This window comes from Leifsonia sp. NPDC102414, assembly GCF_044765685.1.
In the GTDB taxonomy this organism is placed as follows: domain Bacteria; phylum Actinomycetota; class Actinomycetes; order Actinomycetales; family Microbacteriaceae; genus Leifsonia.
The window spans coordinates 418,024-437,084 of the sequence record NZ_JBIWKN010000002.1 but is presented as its reverse complement, the minus strand read 5'-3'; the positions used below and the strand labels follow the sequence as shown (position 1 = coordinate 437,084).

Genomic DNA, 19,061 nt, shown 5'->3' with positions numbered 1-19,061 from the left:
CCACAGAACAAAGGAGTCAGCATGGCCATCGCCACCATCAACCCGTCCACGGGTGAGACGCTCAAGACCTTCGAGCCGCATACGGCCGCCGAGATCGAGCGCATCGTCGCCTCCGCCCACGACACATACCGCGAGCTCGCAGCCACCACGTTCGCCCAGCGCGCCACGTGGATGCGCGCGGCCGCCGACATCCTCGACGCCGAACTCGACGAGGTCGCCTCCCTGGTCTCCACCGAGATGGGCAAGACCATCGGCACGGCTAAGTACGAGGTGTCGAAGTCCGCCCGAGGGATGCGCTGGTACGCCGACCACGCCGAGGAGTACCTGGCGGACGAGCACCCCGTTCAGCCGGGCGACGTCGGCGCATCGGCGGTGAGCGTGCGCTACCAGCCGATCGGCGCGGTGCTCGCGGTGATGCCGTGGAACTACCCGTTCTGGCAGGTCATCCGCTTCGCGGCCCCCGCGCTGATGGCGGGGAACACCGGCATCCTGAAGCACGCGTCGAGCGTGCCGCAGAGCGCGCTGTACCTCGGCACGCTGTTCGCACGCGGCGGCTTCCCTGACGGCGCGTTCCAGACGCTGCTCGTCGAGGGCGGCGCCGTGGCTCCGCTGCTGGACGACCCGCGCATCCGGGCGGTCACTCTCACCGGATCGGTCGGCGCCGGTTCCGCGGTGGCGGAGGCTGCTGGACGCAACATCAAGAAGTCGGTGCTCGAGCTGGGCGGGACGGACGTGTTCGTGGTCATGCCGTCCGCGGACGTGGCGGCCGCAGCGACGGCGGGCGTGAACGCGCGCGTGCAGAACTCCGGTCAGAGCTGCATCGCCGCCAAGCGCTACTACGTGCACGAGGACGTCTACGACGCCTTCGAGGACGCCTTCGTGGCCGGGATGCGCGCCCAGATCGCAGGCGACCCGTTCGACCCTGCGACGTCGTTCGGCCCGCTCGCCACGGAGCAGGGCCGCCGCGACGCGCACGCGCTGGTCGAGGACGCACGTGCGAAGGGCGCGAACGTGCTCGCGGGCGGCGAGGTGCCTGACGGCCCTGGCTGGTTCTACCCCGCAACGGTGCTGACCGGCGTGACGCCGGAGATGCGGATCTACCGCGAAGAGTGCTTCGGTCCTGTCGCCTGCCTCTACAAGGTGTCCAGCGCCGAGGAGGCGATCGAGCGCTCCAACGACAGCGAGTTCGGCCTGAGCTCCAGCGTGTGGACGAACGACGACGCGGAAGGGGACCTGTTCCAGAACGGCATCGAGGCGGGCGGCGTTTTCGTCAACGGCCTCACGGCGTCGTTCCCGCAGCTCCCCTTCGGCGGCGTGAAGGACTCCGGATACGGTCGTGAACTCTCGGCGCTCGGCATCCGCGAGTTCACGAACGTGAAGACCGTCTGGCGCGCGTGACGGTGCCCGCGACCGCACGACTCGTGCGAAGCGTGCGGTCGCGCGATGGGGCACCGCAGGTTTCGCACGAGGCGTCGGCGTCGGCGTCGGCGTGGGCGTCGGCGTGGGCGTTCGTGCGCGAAGGGGCGATGCTCGCCGTGATGGTGGCGGTGATGGGCGCCGCGGCGCTCGCGGGGCACGGAACGGCGCCGATGCTGGGGGCGGCGCTCGTGTTCGCGGCGCTGTCGTTCGGGTATGCGCCGCTGGCGCGCACGCGGGCGTGGGCGCGCGAGCACGTCGTCGATCTGTGGGCGATGGTGCTGGTGATGATCGCGCAGGCGGTGGGGGCTGGGGCGTCCGGCGCGGCAGGAGTGGGCGGGATGGCCGGGATGGCGGGGACAACCGGGATGGCCGGACACGGACTGGGCGCCACCGCCGTCGCCACCGCGGCGGTGTCGACCGCCACCGCGTCGACCACCGCTACCACCGCGGCCTCCCTCACCCTCACCATCACCACCACCGCCATCCTGCTCGCGTGGCTCATCGCCCGCGCCGTCCTCGCCAGGCGGGGCTGGCGCATCCACTCGCTCGTGTCGCTCGTCGGCTGCGGAGCGTGCCTCGCCTGGATGCTGCTCGCCTAGTCGCGAACACGGCTCGGGATGCGCATTCCCGAGAGCCGGGAGTCCCGGTAGGCTGGGGCGGTGAGCGAGACGCAGAGCGACGCAGGGCCGCGCAGGCCGGCCACCCTCGACGACGTCGCGCGGCACGCGGGGGTGTCGCAGCCCACCGCATCCCGGGTGCTCAACGGCAGTGACCGCAAGGTCGCGGAGAGCTACCGCAAGCGGGTGCTGGATGCGGCGCGCGAGCTCGGATACGCCCCCAACCTGGCCGCACAGAACATGGCGCGCGGCACGTCCCGCACGGTCGCTCTCGTGATCAGCGGGATCTCCGACCCGTACTTCTCCGCGATGGCCGCCGCCATCATGCGGCAGGCGGAGGCCGCCGGTCTGCGGGTGTCGATCGCGGTCACCGAGCGCAAGGTGGACCGTGAGCTCGACCTGGTGCGCGAGCTCCGTGGGCAGCAGCCGAGGGCGATCATCCTCGCCGGCACAGGGTACGTCGATCCGCCGTCTGTCGATCAGCTCGTCGCCGAGCTGCAGCGCTACGAGGAGACAGGAGGCCGGGTGGTGCTCATCAGCCGCACCGACCTGCCGTTCGAGACGGTCACCTTCGACAACCACGACGGCGCCCGCCAGCTCGCGGTCCAGCTCTCCGGCCTGGGCTACCGGCGTGCGCTGGTGCTCGGCAGCGGCACGCCGCTGCTCTCGATGCGGCAGCGCGTCGACGGGTTCGTGGCGGGTTTCACAGAGTCGGCGGACGGCGCGGAGACGACGGTTCACTTTCCGGAGTTCAGCTGGGAGGGCGCGCGCGACCTCGTCCTCGGCCTCGACGACGCGGAGCTGCGCCGGTTGCAGCTGGTCTTCGCGATCACCGACGACATGGCGCTCGGTGCGATCGCCGGCCTCCGGGCGCGCGGGCTGCGCATCCCGGACGACATCGCGGTCGCCGGTTTCGACGACATCACCACGCTGCGGGATGTGGTCCCTCCGCTGACCACGGTGCACGTCGCCCTCGACACGGTCGCGTCCGAGGCCATCGCCCGCGCCATCGAGACGGACGGGCCGACCCGCACGGTGCCCGCGTATCCGGTGATCCGCGCGAGCACCCCACCGCTCCCCGCACCCGCCGGATAGTGCCGGCACCGCACGGGTATGGTGGACCCGTGAACGACACCGCGGCCACCCTCACGCAGGTCGCGGCGCACGCCGGGGTCTCGCTCGCCACCGCATCCAGGGCTTTGAACGGCAGTGCGCGCAAGGTCAACCCCGAGCTGCAGGCGCGGGTGCTCGCATCCGCCACCGCCCTCGGCTACAGCGCGAATGTGCAGGCGCAGGCGGTCGCCAGGGGGACGACCAATACCGTCGCGGTCGTCGTCGGAGACATCGCAGACCCGTACTTCTCGAGCATCGCGTCCGGGATCATCCGGGTGGCGGACGAGCGCGGGCTGATCGTCACGATCACCGCGACGGAAGCGGACGCCGCCCGCGAGGGCGCCACCCTCGTCGCGGTCAAAGGCCAGCGGCCGCGTGCGGTCATCGTCGCGGGCAGCAGGCGCCTCGGTGCCGCGGACGGCGACGCGGCGGCGGAACTCGCCGCGATCGAGCGCGGAGGGGCGAAGGTCGCGCTGATCGGTGCCGCCGTGCCTGGGCTGCGGTCGGTCCCCGTGCAGAACAGGGAGGGCGCGGCAGCCCTCGCGACCGCGCTCACCGAGCGTGGATACACGGACTTCGTCGTGCTCGCCGGTCCGGACGACCTGCTCACGGCGCGCGAGCGCACCACCGGGTTCCTCGACGTCGCGCCCGGCGCGCGCGTGGTGCACGGCGCGTTCTCGCGCGACGGCGGCTACGAGACGATGGATGCGCTGCTCGCGTCAGGCGACCTCACCGCCGCCCAGCCGAACGGCCAGGCCGGCACAACCCGCCGTGTCTGCGTCTTCGCCGTCACCGACGTCATGGCCGTCGGCGCGATGGCGGCGATGCGCGACCGCGGCATCGCTCCCGGCACGGACATCGCCGTCGCCGGCTTCGACGACATCCCCCTGGTGCGCGACGTCACACCGTCGCTGACCACGGTGGCGCTGCCCCTCGCATCCATCGGCGCCCGTGCGCTCGAACTCGCGCTCGCCGACGACCAGGATGCGACCCTCGCCGAACCCGTCGCCGGCACCGTGATCGTCCGGGCATCCACGCCATAGCACGGCACACCTGGAGGGCACGCGCTAGATCTTCACCCCGCCCGAGATCAGGTCGATCTTCCAGTAGCGCTGGAGCGACAGGAACAGGATCGCCAGCGGGACGATCGACACCAGCACGCCGGCGATCACGATCGAGTACTGCGCCGCCTGCCCTCCCGTGGTGATCATCAGCCCGTACAGGCCGAGGGTCAGCGGGTAGAGCTGGTCGTTGTTGATCATCACGAACGGCAGCAGGAAGTTGTTCCAGATGCCGATGAACTGAAGCAGGAACACCGTCACCAGCGCCGGCATCATGAGACGGGAGCCCACCGACCAGAAGATGCGCCACTCGCTGCCGCCGTCGATCCGCGCCGCCTCCATGATCTCGTCCGGCACCGACGCCTCCGCGTAGATCTTGCAGAGGTAGATCGCGAACGGCGACACCAGCTGGGGAAGGATCACCGACGCGTAGTTGTTGGTCATCCCGAACTTGGCGAGCAGCAGGAACTGCGGGATCGCGAGCATGATCTGCGGGAGCAGCACGGCCGCGACGATCAGGCGGAAGATCCACTTCGACCCGGCGAACCGGTACTTCCCGAGCGCGTACCCTGCGGCCCCGGCGACCGCCGTCGAGAGGATGCCGCCGCCGATCGCGTAGATCACCGAGTTGAGTGCCCAGCGGCCGAAGATGCCGTTGTTGTACGCGAACAGCGCCTGCATGTTCGTCCAGAAGCCGCCGTTGAACTCCGGCAGGAACGGCGGGGTGGAGAACAGCTCGTCGTTGGTCTTGGTGGCGGCGATCACGATCCACAGCACGGGGAGCACGCAGTAGAGGGCGCCGACGATCAGGATGAGGGTGGGCACGATGTGCAGGCCGCTCCTGGTGCGGCGGGGGCCGGCATCCCTGGCAGCGGATGCGCCGGTCGCCTGGGTGAGCGTGGTCATTTGGTTTCCCTCCGGGCGATGCGCCGGCCGATGACGTTGACGAGCACGGTGGCCGCGACCGTCATGATGATGAGGATGAACGAGGTCGCGGCTCCCTCGTAGATGCTGTTGTTCACGAACGCGTCCGTGTACACGCGCATCAGCGGCACCCAGGTGGATGAGATCGCGTTCGCGAGCGGCTTGAGCGTCGTCGGCTCGTTGAAGAGCTGCAGCGCGCCGATGATCGAGAACAGGGCGACCATCGTGATCGCGGGGGCGATCAGCGGCAGCTTCACCCGGAGGGCGATCTGCAGCTCGGATGCGCCGTCCAGCTCCGCCGCCTCGAACAGGTCTTTGGGGAGGCTGCGGACGGCGGTGTACAGGATGACCATGTTGAACCCGACCACACCCCAGACGGCCACGTTCGCCACCGAGAAGAAGATGCCCGTGCTGCCGAAGTAGTCGATCACCTGGCCGCCGATCGGGCTGGTCGCCGGAAGGTACATGAAGCCCCAGAGCAGGGAGGCGACGACGCCGGGAACCGCGTACGGAAGAAAGATCGCGAGCCGGGTGAACCCGACCAGCCTGGTCCGCTTCGCGTCGAGGCAGAGCGCGAAGACCGTGGAGAGGACGATGGTGAGCGGCACTCCGATGACCGCGACGATGAGCATCCTGCCGAGGCTCGCCCAGAACTCCGGGTCGACGAGCGTCGAGACGTAGTTGGCGAAGCCGGCGAAGACCTCCACGGTCCCTCCGCCGCCGAGCAGCCCTCCGCCCACCTTCACCTGCAGGAAGCTGAGGATCACCGCGTAGATCGCGGGGGCGATGGTGAACAGCAGCAGCAGGATGACGGCGGGTGCGACCAGGAGCACCGGCAGGAGGCTGCCGCGTTTCCGTCGCGGGCGGCGGTGCGGTTCGGCCGCTGTGCCGACCGGGGCACGGGATGCGCTCCCTCGCGTGGGCGTCGGCGGCGTCGACGCTGTGCTGTCTCCGATGACGGCCATGTGTGAACTCCTCGGAACGGACGGTGCTGGTGCAGGCGTCGTGGTTCGGTTTCGTGGTGCGACGCCGGTGGCCGAGTCTCGCGCTCAGGCCACCGGCGTCGGTCGGGGGCGGATCAGCCGGTGACCTTGAAGCCCAGCTTCTTCATGTCGGCCACGGTGTCCGTCTGCATCTTGTCGAGCGCGCCGGAGAGCTGCGTCTTGTTCTGCAGGGCGGCGGCGAACGCGTTGGAGTACGAGTCGAACGTGACGTTCGCGTTCGGACCCCAGATGTCGAAGGTGCGGACGCCCTTGGCGACGGTCGCCATCAGCGTGTTGTAGTCCGGCTGGTTCGACATGAACGGCGGCGGGGTCTGCAGCGCGGGCAGCGACTGGTTCGGGATGCTCGCGGGGAAGACCTGCACGTTCTTGATCAGCGAGTTGACGCCGTCCTTGGAGGAGTTCATCCACTTGACGAACTTCGCGGCCTCCGCCGGGTGCTTCGAGTTGGTGGTCACCGCCTCGGTCTCGCCGCCCCAGATGCCGACCGTGTCGTCACCGGCGGTCCAGGCGGGAAGCGCTGCGGCCTGCCACTTGCCTGCGGTGTCCTTGGCGATCGACGGGAGCTGGTTGGGGCCCCACTGCGCACCGACCCAGCCGACGAGCGTTCCGTTGTTCATGTCGGTGTTCCACTGCGCAGACCAGTTCGGCTCAGGGCTGACGAGCCCCTTGTTCACCAGGTCGCCCCAGTAGTCCGCGACCTTCTTGCTCTGCGCGTCGTTGATCGCGACGGTCCACTGGTCGCTTCCCGATGCGCTCCACCAGTTGGCGCCCGCCTGCTGCGCGAGCCCCGCGAACCATCCGGGGTCCGCCGCGGTGAAGTTGCCGATGTACTTCTTCGGGTCGGCCGCGTGGATGGCGGCGGCGTCTGCCGCGTACTCGTCCCACGTGGTGGGAGCCTTGAGCCCGAGGGAGTCGAAGATGTCCTTGCGGTAGAAGAACACCATCGGGCACACGTTCTGGGGCACGCCGTACGTCTTGCCCTCGAACTGCACCTGCGCCAGCGTCGACGTCGAGAACTCGCCGGAGAGGTCGCCGACGTACTTGTCGATCGGGATGACGACGTTGTTCGCGATCAGGGCGGGGAGCGCCTGGTACTCGACCTCTGTCACATCCGGGTTGGTGCCGGCCTTGTTGTTGGTGATGAGCTTGTTGTAGAGGGTGTATCCGGTGCCGGACGGCTTTGTCAGCTTGACCTGGATGTTCGGGTTGGCCTTGTTCCACTCGTCGACGACGGCCTGCATCCCTCCGTCCCAGTTGACGTAGTTCAGGGTGACCTTGCCGCCGGAGCTGGCGGCATCCCCAGAGCCGGAGCTCGAGCATCCGGTCAGGACCGTCGCCGCCGCGGCGAGCACGCCGACTGTGGCGCCGAGTGTCCTCAGCGTTGTCTTTCTCACTGTGTACATCTCCTTTGATGGGTGGTTGCGATTGCTCGGCCGTCAGCGGTGCGCTTCGGGCGTCGGCCGGGGGCTCGGAGGCTTCAGCCCTCTGCCCAGGCCGGGTATGTCGTCGGCGTCGTCTGGATGCCGATCCACTGCCGGTTGGTGAAGCCGGCGAGCTGTCCCTCGCCGCCGTGCCGCGCGTAGCCGTCGTTGACGTGCACCTCGTTGCTCTTGACCTGCTCGGCGAAGGCGAGCCCCCGCATGGGGTCGCCGGTGAACACCGAGTTCATGAGCGTGCGGTGCCGGTTGACGAGGGCGAGCGCCTCGGCTTCGGTGTCGACCACGGTGATCGGCATCACCGGGCCGAAGATCTCTTCGGTGAAGACCGGCATCTCCGGGGTGACCCCGGTGAGCACGGTCGGCTGGTAGAACAGGCCGTCGAAGCTTCCGCCGATGGCGACGGTGGCCCCGGAGGCGATGGACGGCTGCACCAGCCCTTCGTGGAAGCGGCGGAGCTGGGTCTCGCTGATGATCGGTCCGAGGTCCACGTTGTCGTCGAGTCCGTTGCCGACCCGCAGCTTGCTGACGCGTTCCACGACGGCCTCGGTGAACGCATCCGCCGCGCTGCGGAGCACGATGTGGCGTCCGGCGGTGATGCAGGTCTGGCCCTGATACCAGAGGGCCGACCACACGGCGCAGCTCGCTGCCTGGGCGATGTCGGCGTCGTCGAGGACGACGAACGCATTGTCTCCGCCGAGTTCGGTGGCCACAGGCTTGAAGGAGCGCGCCGCGAAGTTGGCGATCTGGTGTCCGACCTCGAACGAACCGGTGAAGTGCACGAGGTCGAGGTCGGGATGCTCGGAGAGCGTGCGCCCGGTGGTCGGCCCGTCGCCGGGGACAACGTTGAACACGCCGTCAGGCACACCGGCGGCCTGCGCTGCCTCCGCGAGGATCTGGCCACCGGCGAACGGGGTGAGCTCTGCCGGCTTGAGCACGACGGCGTTGCCGTATGCGAGGCCGGGCGCGAGGGCGCGCATCGCGAGGCTCATCGGGTAGTTCCAGGGGACGATGAGGCCGATGACGCCGAGCGGGACGGCGCGGGAGAGCGAGATCTTGCCGTCCTTGTACGGCGGCAGGATCGCTCCGGCGTTCTCGGTGAGCTGGGTGGCGGAGTTGTTGAGTTGCGTGATCGCCTGGCCGAGCTCCTCCTCCGCCTTCTCCGCCGTGCCGCCTGTCTCGCGGATGATCAGGGTGAGGAGCTCGTCGCGCCGCAGCTCGAGCTGGCGGGCGAAATCGCGGACGATCTCGCTGCGACGGTTGGCGTTGACCCCTGCCCAGCCCGGCTGCGCGGCCTTGGCGACGCGGACGGCGCGGTCCACCTGCGCAGCGGAGGCGTTTCCGTACGTGCCGAGCAGCGTGCTGGACGCCTTGTCGAGCACGGGCAGATCGCGGTCGCCGTCCGGCGCCTCGAAACGGCCGTCGATGAAAACCTGTGCGGTGTACTCGCGGAGCTGATGCATGGTCGCCTCCCGGCGCGAAAACGGATGTGGTCGGGTCTCAGTCTCGGACAGGTTCTGGGGCGTGAGGGTCTCAGGCAACGGCGATCAGAGCTTCTTTCGTGACGGGGAACGCAGCCGGCGCGCCGGCGACGAACAGTTCGGCCTCGCGCCTGGCGCACGCGCCGAGCCGTCGCAGCTCTGTGCCGAGTGCTCCGGCGACGTGCGGGGTGAGGACGACGCCGTCGAGCTCGCGGAGCTGGTGCCCTGACGGCAGCGGTTCCGGATCGGTGACGTCGAGGATGGCGCGGAGCCCGCGATCCCGCACGGCCGCGGCAAGCGCATCCTGATCGAGGATGGGGGCGCGAGCCGTGTTGATGACGGTGGCGCCGTCCGGCAGAAGAGCGAGCTGCTTCGCGCCGACCATGCCGACGGTCTCCGGCAGCAGCGGGGCGTGGATGCTCACGATGCTGGACAGCGCGAACAGCTCGTTCAGCTCGACCCGCCTGGCATCGGCGAGCACAGGGTCGCCTGCCGAGAGGTGCGGATCGTAGAGCAGCACCTCCACGTCGAACGGCCGCAGCAGTTCGATCACCCTGCGCCCCACCCTGGAGGCGCCGACGATGCCGACCGTGCGCCCGAAGTTCCCGATCGACGGGTCGGGCGACTCGTCGTAAAGGGCGGGGTCGACCGCGTAGCGCCGGATGTAGTCGGGCACCCGTTTGCCGGCGAGCAGGATCATCGCGAGTGTGTACTCGGCAACGGGATACGCGTTGGCGCTCGCCGCGCTCGTCACCCGGATGCCGCGATCCCACGCCTCGTCGTCCAGGTGACCCTTGACGCTGCCCGCCGCGTGGATGACCGCCGAGAGGCGGGGCATGGCGTTCAGTTCGGCGCGCCCGATCGGTGGGCAGCCCCAGCCGGTGATGAGCACCTCGACGGAGGCGAGGGCGTCGGAGGCGGTGGTGGAGGTGGAGCCCGCGATGGGGAACGTGGTGATGGTGGGGAAAGCGGTGGCGGGCGCTTCGGCGGAGGGGGTGGCCGCTGCGGACGCCGTCTCGAAGTCGAGGACGCGGGAGAGGGCGGCGAGGTCGTCGTCCGAGAAGAGGAGCCCTGGCAGGTCGGGGCGCATCGCGAACGCGGCCACCGGCTTGTGCGGGTCAGTCATCGTCGACTCCTCTGGATTGCGTCGTTGCTGGCGGCTTGTGACTCCGCCTGTCCGGATTGCGCATTCCCAGAATGCGCATTCCTCATCATGAATCCTCCCGGCCGATTCGTCAAGCGCGACTTCTCACAGGTTGGCGCATCGGGTCGGAATGCGCTTACCATTCGAGGACGTCGACGGAAGGAACCCCATGCCACACCACGCCCTCATCCTCAGCGGCGCCGGACGATACGCCGACCCCTGGCACCCGTTCGTCGCGACCTCCTCCCGAATCGCCGACATCCTCCGCGGCGAAGGCATCGAGGTCGAGATCTCGGAGGACGTGGATGCGCGCCTGGCCGCCCTGGCCGACGGTGAAGCGGGATCTGCCCCCGACCTGCTGGTCCTCAACATCGGCGACCCCGCGCTCACCGACCCCGAGCATCCACAGCCGGAAGCGGAGCGACTCGCCCGCGCCGGGCTGCTCGCGCACCTCGCCGCCGGCCGCTCACTGCTCGCCATGCACGTCTCGTCCACCTCGCTGCGTGGCGTGCCGGAGTGGGAGGACATCCTCGGCGGCGTGTGGGTGCGCGGGACGACGATGCACCCGGACTACTCGCGGGCGCGCATCCACGTGTATCCGGAGCGGCATCCGATCGTCGCCGGGCTGACCGACTTCGAGGTGGAGGACGAGCGGTACACCTACCTGCGGACGGCGCCCGACCTGGTTCCGCTCGCCACGCACGAGCACGACGGCGCCGAGTTCCCGCTGCTCTGGGCGCGCGACTACGGCGACGCCAGAGTCGTCTACGACGCCCTCGGCCACGACGAGGCGTCGTACGAGTCGGACACCCACCGCGCCATCGTCGCGGCCGCCGCCCGCTGGCTGCTGCGCGCGTAGTCGCGGTTCGCACCCGCCGCCTCCGCACCCATCCGTCGCGGGCGTTTGACGAGACAGCCGCGTTCGCCTAGTCTGGTAAGCGCTTTCCCAACGACAGCAACACCACCACCGCACCGAAGGAGTTCCCGTGTCAACGTCGACCATCGGCATCATCATGAACGGCGTATCCGGCCGCATGGGCTACCGGCAGCACCTGCTGCGCAGCATCCTCGCCATCCGCGAGCAGGGCGGCGTGCTGCTCTCCGACGGCAGCAGGGTGCAGGTCGAGCCCATCCTGGTCGGCCGCAGTGAGGCCAAGCTGGCAGAGCTCGCCGCCAAGCACGGCATCGAGAACTTCACCACCGATCTGGATGCGGCGCTCGCCGACGACCGCTGGCAGATCTACTCCGACTTCCTCGTCACTCAGGCCCGCGCATCCGCCATCAAGAAGGCCATCGCGGCAGGCAAGGCCATCTACACGGAGAAGCCCACCGCCGAGTCGTTCGAGGAGGCGCTGGAGCTCGCGCGTCTCGCCTGGGAAGCCGGCGTCAAGAACGGCGTCGTGCACGACAAGCTCTACCTGCCCGGCCTGCGCAAGCTCAAGCGGCTGATCGACTCCGGCTTCTTCGGCCGCATCCTGTCGGTGCGCGGCGAGTTCGGCTACTGGGTGTTCGAGGGCGACTGGCAGGCAGCGCAGCGCCCGAGCTGGAACTACCGGGCCGAGGACGGCGGCGGCATCGTCGTCGACATGTTCCCGCACTGGTCGTATGTGTTGGAGAACCTGTTCGGCACGGTCAGGTCGGTCTACGCCCACGCCGTCACCGAGATCCCGACCAGAGTCGATGAGAAGGGCGAGCCGTACGCCGCCACCGCCGACGACGCCGCGTACGCGATCTTCGAGCTGGAGGGCGGCATCACCGCGCAGCTCAACTCCTCCTGGACCACCCGCGTCAACCGGGACGAGCTGGTCGAGTTCCAGGTGGATGGCACCCTCGGCAGCGCGGTCGTCGGCCTGTTCGGCTGCAAGATCCAGCCGCGTAACGCCACCCCCAAGCCGGTCTGGAACCCGGACCTGGCCGACGAGCACGACTACGACACCGACTGGATCGAGTCGCCGGCGAACGACGTGTTCGAGAACGGCTTCAAGACGCAGTGGGAGGAGTTCATCCGCCACGTGGTCGAGGACGCGCCGAACGCCTACGACTTCCTGGCCGGAGCGCGCGGCGTGCAGCTCGCAGAGCAGGGCCTGATCTCGTCACGCGAGGGCCGCCGCATCGACCTGCCGGAGGTCAGCCTCTGATGGGCGACCTCGTCCTCCTCTCCGCAGACGGCAGCACGAGCACCCTCGACCTGCAGGCCGCCCCCGCGTACGCCAAGCCCGCCGCGCCGCTCGCCTCTCGCGTCGCGTACGCCGCGGCTCACGTCGTGCCGAAGCCGTGGGCGGACAACGTGCCAGGCTCCCCCGCCGACATCGACTGGGATGCGACGCTCGCCTTCCGCCACCACGTCTGGTCCTGGGGCCTCGGCGTGGCGGACGCGATGGACACCGCTCAGCGCAACATGGGCCTGGATGCGCGCGCCACTCGCGACCTCATCTCCCGCAGTGCCGCAGAGGCGCGCTCGGTCGGCGGTGCGATCGTGGTCGGCGTCAACACCGACCACGTCGACGACGAGGTCATCTCCCTCGATGCCGTGATCGACGCGTACATCGAGCAGCTTCACTTCACCGAGGACGCGGGGGCAGGGGTCGTGCTGATGGCCAGCCGCCACCTCGCCCGCGCCGCGACCTCGGCGGCAGACTACGAGCGGGTGTACCGCGCGGTGCTCGCCGCCGCATCCACCCCCGTCGTGCTGCACTGGCTGGGCGCCGCGTTCGACCCGGCCCTCGCGGCGTACTTCGGCTCGACGGACTCCGCAGAGGCCAGCGAGACGGTGCTGCGGATCATCGACGACAACGCCGACAGGGTCAGCGGCATCAAGATGAGCCTGCTGGATGCGGACGCCGAGGTCGCCCTCCGGTCCCGCCTCCCAGAGACGGCCAGGATGTTCACGGGAGACGACTTCAACTACGTCGGCCTCATCGAGGGCGACGGCGACGCCCACTCGGATGCGCTGCTCGGCGCGTTCGCGGCCGTCGCGCCGAGCGCGTCCGCGGCCATCCAGGCGCTCGACGCCGGGGACGTCGCCCGCTACCGTGCGGTCCTCGGCCCCACCGAGGAGCTGTCGCGCCAGGTGTTCGCTGCTCCGACCTTCTACTACAAGACGGGCGTGGCCTTCCTCTCCTGGCTGAACGGCCACCAGCCGTCGTTCACGATGATCGGCGGCCTGCACGCCGCCCGCAGTCTGCCCCACCTGTCGGAGATCGTGCGCCTGGCGAACGCCTCCGGTGCCCTCGAGCGCCCCGAGCTGGCCGCCGACCGCTGGCACGGACTCCTCCGACTGAACGGATTCACCGCATGACCGGCATCGCCGTGACCCCGCATCCGCGTCTCTCGATCAACCAGGCGACCATCAAGTACGCCGACCTCGGAACCGCTCTGCGCCTGACCGCGGAGGCGGGAGTGCAGAGCATCGGCCTCTGGCGGGAGCCGGTAGCCGAGGTCGGGGTACGCGAGGCGGCCGCGCGCGTGGCCGACTCCGGTCTGCGCGTGTCGAGTCTCTGCCGGGCCGGGTTCTTCACGGCTCCGGAGGGCGAAGAGCGCCGCCGATCGCTCGACGACAACCGCGCGGCGATCGAGGAGACGGCCGCCCTTGCAGCAGCGGGTGCCGCCGGCTCCGCCGCCGTGCTCGTCCTGGTCGCCGGTGGTCTGCCTGCCGGCTCCACCGACCTGCGCGGAGCCAGAGAGCGGATGCGCGACGCCGTCGCCGAGCTCGAACCGGAGGCGCGCGCGGCGGGGGTCACCCTCGCGCTGGAGGCCCTGCATCCCATGTACGCGGCCGACCGGGCCGTGCTCTCCACGCTCGGCCAGGCGCTCGACGTGGCGGAGCAGTTCCCCGCGGAGTCGGTCGGCGTCGTGGTCGACACCTTTCACGTCTGGTGGGACCCGGCTGTGCGCGACCAGATCGCGCGGGCGGGCGCATCCGGCCGGATCGCCAGCTACCAGGTCTGCGACTGGGTCACCCCGCTCGCCGCCGATGTGCTCCTCGCCCGCGGCATGATGGGCGACGGGCACATCGACTTCGCGAGCATCACCGCCGCGGTGAACGCGGCGGGGTACACGGGCGACGTCGAGGTGGAGATCTTCAACCAGGCGATCTGGGATGCGTCGCCGGCGTCGGTCGTCGAGCGCACCGTTCGGGCGTTCGCCGAGCACGTGCCACTGTAGTGGGATGCCGTACACCGTTGTCGTAGCACCAGACTCCTTCAAGGGGTCGGCGACGGCCACCGCTGTCGCCGGAGCGCTCGCGGCCGGGTGGTCGTCCGTGCGGCCGGACGATCGTCTCGTGCTCGCCCCGATGGCGGACGGCGGCGAGGGAACGCTCGACGCCTTCGACGTGGCGGTCCCTGGCTCCGCCCGCCACCCGATCACCGTGCTCGGCCCGGCAGGCGCAGCCGTGGATGCGTCCTGGCTGTCCCTCCCGGACGGCACCGCCGTGGTCGAGCTGGCGGAGACCAGCGGCCTCTCCCACATGCCGGCCCTCGCCCCGCTCGACGCCCACACCTTCGGCTTCGGGCAGGCGATCGCCGCAGCACTGGATGCGGGCGCGACCGGACTTCTGCTCGCCATCGGAGGGAGCGCATCCACCGATGGCGGCGTCGGAGCCCTCGCAGCGCTCGGCGCCCGGTTCACGGACGCGACCGGCCGTCCGATCCGCCTCGGCAACCGCGGCCTCGGCACGCTGGCCCGCGCCGACCTGTCCGGACTGCCGGCGCTTCCGCCGGGCGGGGTGCGCATCCTGAGCGATGTGACCAACCCCCTGCTCGGCACCACGGGAGCGGCGGCCGTATTCGGCCCGCAGAAGGGCGCGACGCCGGAACAGGTGGCTGGGCTGGAGTCCGGCCTGGTGCGGTTGGCGCGCGTGCTCGGCGGAGGTCAGGTGCCCGGCGCGCGGCCCGTGCGCCCCGGCACGCCCGGCGCTGGAGCGGCGGGCGGAACAGGCTACGGCCTGCTCGCCTGGGGCGCGCAGCTCGCACCGGGCTCTGCGGCGGTGGGAGACGCGCTCGGCCTGCCGGCGCTGGTGCGCACGGCCGACGCCGTGATCACGGGCGAGGGCCGCTTCGACACCCAGTCGGCAGCGGGAAAGGTGCCGGCGTACGTATCGCAGCTGGCACGGGATGGCGGCATCCCTGCGCTCCTCGCGGCCGGGGCGATCGACGCGGAGACGGAAGGATTCGCGGCCGCGGCCTCGCTCAGCGCGCTGGCCGGGGGAGCGGAGGGCGCGATGGCGGAGCCGGAGCGCTGGGCGCGGGCGGCGGGGGCTGCGCTGGCCGCGACGGTGCGGTGACGCGCGCGGGTCATGCGCGCTCGCCTGCTGGCCGCGCGGTCTCGCGCGGCGACCTCGCACCGCGCTGGTTCACGCACCCCGCAGCAGCGACACCTGAAACCCGCGCAGCTCCCCGCGCGCGAACCCTTCCGCGATCACCGGGTCCTCCTCCATGAAGGCTCTCGCTTCCGGTTCGTCCTCGGCGTCGAACACGCAGATGCCGGTGTTAACGTGCCCCAGCGTCGGCCCCACCAGGATCACGCGCCCGTCGGCGAACGCGCGTTGCAGCCGCGCCCAGTGCCGCCTCCACGCCTCCTTCTCCGCGTCCGTCATCGTCGCCGCGAAGTCGTCGCGGGGCGGATGGATGAAGTAGATCCACTGGCTCATCAGGCCATCATGCGCTCACCCGTTCCCGTCGCGCATCCCGAGGAGGACAATCGGTCACGGAAGGGAACGATCATGGACGATCTCACCGGGTCATCGACCGAACGCGCTCACCGCCTCGCCAGCCTCGAAGGGGAGGCCGACTCCCCTCTGCCTCCGGACTGGGTGCGACGCCAGCTCGGCCTCGCGCTCGCCGCGTGGGCGGAGGACGAGAGGAGACTGGACGTGGATGCGGAGGGCCGCGAGGATTTCTGACCCACCGGGCCACACGTCGGCAGCGCCGGCAGCGCCCGCAGCGCCGGCAGCGCCCGCCCGCCTCGTCACTCCCGCAGCAGCCCCCGCAGCGTCTGGATCGTGTCGGCCTCTGCCGCATCCTTGTCGTCGCGGTACCGCTTCACCCGCGCGAAGCGCAGCGCGATCCCGCCCGGATACCGGCTGGAGCGCTGCACCCCGTCGATCGCGATCTCCACGACGGTCGTCGGCGTCACCCAGACCGTCCCCGCCGTGCGGCGCACCTCGATCTCCAGGAAGTGCTCCGTCTGCCAGCGCAGCAACTCGTCGGTGAGGCCCTTGAACGTCTTGCCCACCATCACGTAGCCGCCCGGTTCGCCGAACTCGCCGTCCGGGTCGAGGGCTCCGAGGTGCAGGTTGGACAGCCAGCCCTGCCGTCGCCCGGAACCCCACTCGCACGCGAGCACCACCAGGTCGTAGGTGTGCACGGGCTTCACCTTGATCCAGGACGACCCGCGCCTCCCCGCCGCGTACGGAGAGTCGATCGCCTTCACGACCACGCCCTCCTGACCGGCCGCCAGTGCATCCTCCGCGATCCGCTCCGCCACCGCAGGGTCGTCGGTGACCTCGCCCGGGATGCGGTGCGCGCCCGCGATCCGCTCCAGCTCGGCGATCCGCGTAGACAGCGGCTCGTCGAGGAGGTCGCGGCCGTCGACGTGCAGCACGTCGAAGAACCATGGATGCAGGTCCGCCTCCCGCGCGGCCTCCGCCCCGAACCGGGACATCGTCTCCTGGAACGGACGAGGCGCGCCGTCCTCGTCGAGAGAGAGGGTCTCCCCGTCGAGGATGACGTCGCGCACCGGCATCCCGCGCACGACCTCGACCACCTCCGGCACGCGACGGGTGATGTCGGCGAGGTTCCTCGTGAACACCCGCACGTCGTCGCCGGACCGGTGCACCTGGATGCGCGCACCGTCGAGCTTGAACTCGACCGACGCCTCGCCGGTCGTCGCCAGCGCGGCCGATGCGCTCGCTGCCGTTCCCGCGAGCATCGGCTGCACGGGCCGCCCGACCACCAGGCCGACGTCGGCGAGCTCTGCGGCTGTGCCCGTCAGTGCGAGCCTGGCCGTCTCGCCGAGGTCGCCGGTCAGCATCGCCGCGCGCCGCACCACCTCCCCTGGCCGGTCTGCCGCCCTGGCGATGGCGTCGGTGAGGACGCCCTCCAGGGCGCCCGTGCGCATCTCGCCCAGGAGCGCCCTGGCGATGAAGTCCTGTTCCTCCGCGGTGGCGCGCTCGGTGAACGCGCGCAACTCGCGGGTGCGGTCCCCGGCCGACCCTGTGCCCGACAGCGCGGCGAGCCGGTCGAGCAGCGCATCCAGGTCGTCGATGGTGAGGCAGGGCTGCGGCGCGGGTGCGCCGATCGCGGCGGACAGTCCGCGCCAGCCGACGCCGACCCTGCCCTGGCGCGGCTTGCCGACGAGCAGCCCGACCGCCGGTGCGATCTCCTCCGGCGCGAGCTGCGAGAGCAGCCCGGCGAGCGCATCCACTTTCGCCAGCCGCGACCGAGTGGATGCGACGGCCTCCGAAGTCTTCACCAGCGCGTCAACCAGCACCCCCTCATCCTCCCACCCCCTTCCGACACCCCTCCCCAAGCAATCGAGCCGGGACTTGTGCACACCTGCGCCGGCGTGTCGCGTGCACAAGTCCCGGCTCGATTGCCTCGGAGAGAGGGGAAGAGGGGCCGGGAGCGGGTAGCGTTTGGGTGTGAGCGCGCGAGGGTTGCGGGTCGTGGCCGTGGTGGTGGCGGTGGTCGCGGCGCTGACCGCGTGCTCGCCCACCCAGGCCACCCGCGTCGAGGAGGACCTCGGTGCCCGCCCGTACGTCGGCAGCTTCTATCGCGTGCCGTCTCCGCTGCCGAGCGGCGCGCCTGGCTCTCTCATCGCCACCGAGGAGGCGCCGGGGCAGCCGGCCGGCGCCGCCGCATGGCGCATCATGTTCCGCTCCACGGACCTCGACGGAAAGCCGGTCGTGAACAGTGGGCTCCTCGTCGTCCCCGACGCCCCCGCCCCGGCCGGCGGCCGGACGATCGTCTCGTGGGGTCACCCGACCACCGGAAGCGCGGAGAAGTGCGCGCCGTCGCGGTTCTTCGACCCGTACGTCTTCGTCGAAGGTCTCACCGACCTGCTCGCCCGTGGATACGCCGTCGTCTACACCGACTACACCGGGATGGGCGTGCCGGGCCCCGACTCCTACCTCGTCGGCGAGACGGAGGGCAGGAACGTGCTCGACGCCGCCAGAGCCGCCCGCGACGTCCTCGGCGCGGAGGCCAGCAACCGGGTGGTGCTGTGGGGTCACTCGCAGGGCGGTCAGGCCGTGCTGTTCGCCGCCCAGCTCGCCGCATCGTACGCGCCGGACCTCGACATCCGCGCCGCAGCGGTGGCCGCGCCGGCCACCGATCTCGCCAGCCTGATGCGCGCCGACATCGGCGACGTCTCCGGGGTGAGCATCGCGTCGTACGCGTTCGCCGCGTACTCCGACGTGTACGACGTCCCGGTGCGGAGCATCCTCACCCCTGCGGCAGTGGATGCCCTTCCCACGATGAACGGCTTCTGCCTCCTCACCCAGAACTCGGCCCTGCACGCGGTGGCGAAGCCGCTCATCGGCACCTTCCTGTCCGCCGACCCGGAGACGACGGAACCGTGGTCTGGGCTCCTCGCGGCGAACACGCCAGGCGCAGCCAGGATCGCTGTACCGCTGTTCGTGGCGCAGGGGCTGGCGGACAAGCTGGTGCGACCGGAGGCGACGGACGCGTTCGTCGCGCGCGAGAAGGGCGACGGCACGGCGGTCACCTATGACCGCATCCCCGGTGCCACGCACGGCACCGTGGCGAACAAGGCGGTGCCGCGGGTGCTGGACTGGCTGGATGCGAACGGCGGCGGCGCGGCGAACGCACGCTAGCCGAATCCCGACCCGCGCCATACTCT

18 protein-coding genes are annotated in these 19,061 nt (G+C 70.5%); 11 read left to right on the top strand and 7 right to left on the bottom strand.

Annotation, left to right across the window (positions count from 1 at the left end; translation table 11 throughout):
• The first annotated feature begins 21 nt into the window (after window positions 1-21).
• Genes aldh through ACIRCZ_RS10390 form a run of 4 tightly spaced genes read left to right on the top strand, consistent with a single transcriptional unit; the run spans window position 22 to window position 4,192 of the window.
• Window positions 22-1,398, top strand: a complete 1,377-nt coding sequence (gene aldh / locus ACIRCZ_RS10405; RefSeq protein WP_402852653.1) for an aldehyde dehydrogenase AldH — start codon at window positions 22-24, stop codon at window positions 1,396-1,398.
• Entirely contained in the window at window positions 1,395-2,018 is a 624-nt protein-coding gene (locus tag ACIRCZ_RS10400; protein ID WP_402852650.1) for a hypothetical protein, read from the top strand. The genes aldh and ACIRCZ_RS10400 overlap by 4 nt, the downstream gene beginning before the upstream one ends.
• 60 nt (window positions 2,019-2,078) lie before the next feature.
• The gene (locus ACIRCZ_RS10395; RefSeq protein WP_402852647.1) at window positions 2,079-3,131 is read left to right on the top strand and encodes a LacI family DNA-binding transcriptional regulator; all 1,053 of its coding nucleotides are present in this window, start codon (window positions 2,079-2,081) and stop codon (window positions 3,129-3,131) included.
• Window positions 3,132-3,160: 29 nt separating this feature from the next.
• Complete coding sequence (locus ACIRCZ_RS10390; RefSeq protein WP_402852645.1) at window positions 3,161-4,192, top strand: LacI family DNA-binding transcriptional regulator; 1,032 nt, start codon at window positions 3,161-3,163, stop codon at window positions 4,190-4,192.
• A 24-nt stretch (window positions 4,193-4,216) separates the two neighbouring features.
• Here ACIRCZ_RS10390 and ACIRCZ_RS10385 read toward each other — a convergent pair whose 3' ends face one another.
• The 5 genes from ACIRCZ_RS10385 to ACIRCZ_RS10365 all read right to left on the bottom strand — a co-directional run bounded on the left by ACIRCZ_RS10385 (window position 4,217) and on the right by ACIRCZ_RS10365 (window position 10,181).
• Window positions 4,217-5,116 carry a carbohydrate ABC transporter permease gene (locus ACIRCZ_RS10385; RefSeq protein WP_402852642.1) on the bottom strand — a complete coding sequence of 300 codons (900 nt, stop codon included), beginning with the start codon at window positions 5,114-5,116 and terminating at the stop codon, window positions 4,217-4,219.
• Window positions 5,113-6,099, bottom strand: coding sequence for a carbohydrate ABC transporter permease (locus tag ACIRCZ_RS10380; RefSeq protein WP_082581539.1), 987 nt, complete (start codon window positions 6,097-6,099; stop codon window positions 5,113-5,115). The genes ACIRCZ_RS10385 and ACIRCZ_RS10380 overlap by 4 nt, the downstream gene beginning before the upstream one ends.
• 113 nt (window positions 6,100-6,212) lie before the next feature.
• Window positions 6,213-7,532, bottom strand: a complete 1,320-nt coding sequence (locus tag ACIRCZ_RS10375; RefSeq protein ID WP_402852639.1) for an ABC transporter substrate-binding protein — start codon at window positions 7,530-7,532, stop codon at window positions 6,213-6,215.
• An 83-nt stretch (window positions 7,533-7,615) separates the two neighbouring features.
• Window positions 7,616-9,037: an aldehyde dehydrogenase family protein gene (locus ACIRCZ_RS10370; protein WP_402852636.1), complete on the bottom strand. Its 1,422-nt coding sequence runs from the start codon at window positions 9,035-9,037 to the stop codon at window positions 7,616-7,618.
• 70 nt (window positions 9,038-9,107) lie between these two features.
• The gene (locus tag ACIRCZ_RS10365) at window positions 9,108-10,181 is read right to left on the bottom strand and encodes a hydroxyacid dehydrogenase (RefSeq protein ID WP_402852633.1); all 1,074 of its coding nucleotides are present in this window, start codon (window positions 10,179-10,181) and stop codon (window positions 9,108-9,110) included.
• Window positions 10,182-10,368: 187 nt separating this feature from the next.
• Between ACIRCZ_RS10365 and ACIRCZ_RS10360 the strand changes: the two genes are divergently transcribed.
• From ACIRCZ_RS10360 to ACIRCZ_RS10340, 5 genes are all read left to right on the top strand, one after another.
• Entirely contained in the window at window positions 10,369-11,058 is a 690-nt protein-coding gene (locus tag ACIRCZ_RS10360) for a ThuA domain-containing protein (RefSeq protein ID WP_402852631.1), read from the top strand.
• A gap of 154 nt (window positions 11,059-11,212) precedes the next feature.
• Window positions 11,213-12,337, top strand: coding sequence for a Gfo/Idh/MocA family protein (locus tag ACIRCZ_RS10355; RefSeq protein WP_402853606.1), 1,125 nt, complete (start codon window positions 11,213-11,215; stop codon window positions 12,335-12,337).
• The gene (locus ACIRCZ_RS10350; protein ID WP_402852628.1) at window positions 12,337-13,497 is read left to right on the top strand and encodes a dihydrodipicolinate synthase family protein; all 1,161 of its coding nucleotides are present in this window, start codon (window positions 12,337-12,339) and stop codon (window positions 13,495-13,497) included. Before ACIRCZ_RS10355 ends, ACIRCZ_RS10350 begins: the two co-directional genes overlap by 1 nt.
• Window positions 13,494-14,363: a sugar phosphate isomerase/epimerase gene (locus ACIRCZ_RS10345; RefSeq protein ID WP_200949676.1), complete on the top strand. Its 870-nt coding sequence runs from the start codon at window positions 13,494-13,496 to the stop codon at window positions 14,361-14,363. The genes ACIRCZ_RS10350 and ACIRCZ_RS10345 overlap by 4 nt, the downstream gene beginning before the upstream one ends.
• A 4-nt stretch (window positions 14,364-14,367) precedes the next feature.
• The gene (locus ACIRCZ_RS10340; protein ID WP_402852624.1) at window positions 14,368-15,483 is read left to right on the top strand and encodes a glycerate kinase; all 1,116 of its coding nucleotides are present in this window, start codon (window positions 14,368-14,370) and stop codon (window positions 15,481-15,483) included.
• A 69-nt stretch (window positions 15,484-15,552) separates the two neighbouring features.
• Here the strand turns inward: ACIRCZ_RS10340 and ACIRCZ_RS10335 are convergent, their stop codons facing one another.
• Complete coding sequence (locus ACIRCZ_RS10335; protein WP_402852621.1) at window positions 15,553-15,849, bottom strand: YciI family protein; 297 nt, start codon at window positions 15,847-15,849, stop codon at window positions 15,553-15,555.
• 72 nt (window positions 15,850-15,921) lie between these two features.
• Between ACIRCZ_RS10335 and ACIRCZ_RS10330 the strand changes: the two genes are divergently transcribed.
• Window positions 15,922-16,101 (top strand): hypothetical protein, encoded by a 180-nt coding sequence (locus ACIRCZ_RS10330; RefSeq protein WP_055897804.1) that lies wholly within the window; start codon window positions 15,922-15,924, stop codon window positions 16,099-16,101.
• Between the two features lie 65 nt (window positions 16,102-16,166).
• Here ACIRCZ_RS10330 and ACIRCZ_RS10325 read toward each other — a convergent pair whose 3' ends face one another.
• Window positions 16,167-17,690 (bottom strand): ATP-dependent DNA ligase, encoded by a 1,524-nt coding sequence (locus ACIRCZ_RS10325; protein ID WP_402852617.1) that lies wholly within the window; start codon window positions 17,688-17,690, stop codon window positions 16,167-16,169.
• Between the two features lie 151 nt (window positions 17,691-17,841).
• On the opposite strand from ACIRCZ_RS10325, the gene ACIRCZ_RS10320 reads away from it, so the two are divergent.
• Window positions 17,842-19,035, top strand: a complete 1,194-nt coding sequence (locus ACIRCZ_RS10320) for an alpha/beta fold hydrolase (protein ID WP_402852614.1) — start codon at window positions 17,842-17,844, stop codon at window positions 19,033-19,035.
• Window positions 19,036-19,061 lie beyond the last annotated feature (26 nt).

What these genes read in the sequence shown, in the direction of transcription:
- aldh (WP_402852653.1), top strand. Translation starts at nt 22, where the DNA reads ATGGCCATCGCCACCATCAACCCGTCCACGGGTGAGACGCTCAAGACC.
- ACIRCZ_RS10385 (WP_402852642.1), bottom strand. Translation starts at nt 5,116, where the DNA reads ATGACCACGCTCACCCAGGCGACCGGCGCATCCGCTGCCAGGGATGCC.
- ACIRCZ_RS10380 (WP_082581539.1), bottom strand. Translation starts at nt 6,099, where the DNA reads ATGGCCGTCATCGGAGACAGCACAGCGTCGACGCCGCCGACGCCCACG.
- ACIRCZ_RS10370 (WP_402852636.1), bottom strand. Translation starts at nt 9,037, where the DNA reads ATGCATCAGCTCCGCGAGTACACCGCACAGGTTTTCATCGACGGCCGT.
- ACIRCZ_RS10365 (WP_402852633.1), bottom strand. Translation starts at nt 10,181, where the DNA reads ATGACTGACCCGCACAAGCCGGTGGCCGCGTTCGCGATGCGCCCCGAC.
- ACIRCZ_RS10360 (WP_402852631.1), top strand. Translation starts at nt 10,369, where the DNA reads ATGCCACACCACGCCCTCATCCTCAGCGGCGCCGGACGATACGCCGAC.
- ACIRCZ_RS10355 (WP_402853606.1), top strand. Translation starts at nt 11,213, where the DNA reads ATGAACGGCGTATCCGGCCGCATGGGCTACCGGCAGCACCTGCTGCGC.
- ACIRCZ_RS10350 (WP_402852628.1), top strand. Translation starts at nt 12,337, where the DNA reads ATGGGCGACCTCGTCCTCCTCTCCGCAGACGGCAGCACGAGCACCCTC.
- ACIRCZ_RS10345 (WP_200949676.1), top strand. Translation starts at nt 13,494, where the DNA reads ATGACCGGCATCGCCGTGACCCCGCATCCGCGTCTCTCGATCAACCAG.
- ACIRCZ_RS10340 (WP_402852624.1), top strand. Translation starts at nt 14,368, where the DNA reads ATGCCGTACACCGTTGTCGTAGCACCAGACTCCTTCAAGGGGTCGGCG.
- ACIRCZ_RS10335 (WP_402852621.1), bottom strand. Translation starts at nt 15,849, where the DNA reads ATGAGCCAGTGGATCTACTTCATCCATCCGCCCCGCGACGACTTCGCG.
- ACIRCZ_RS10330 (WP_055897804.1), top strand. Translation starts at nt 15,922, where the DNA reads ATGGACGATCTCACCGGGTCATCGACCGAACGCGCTCACCGCCTCGCC.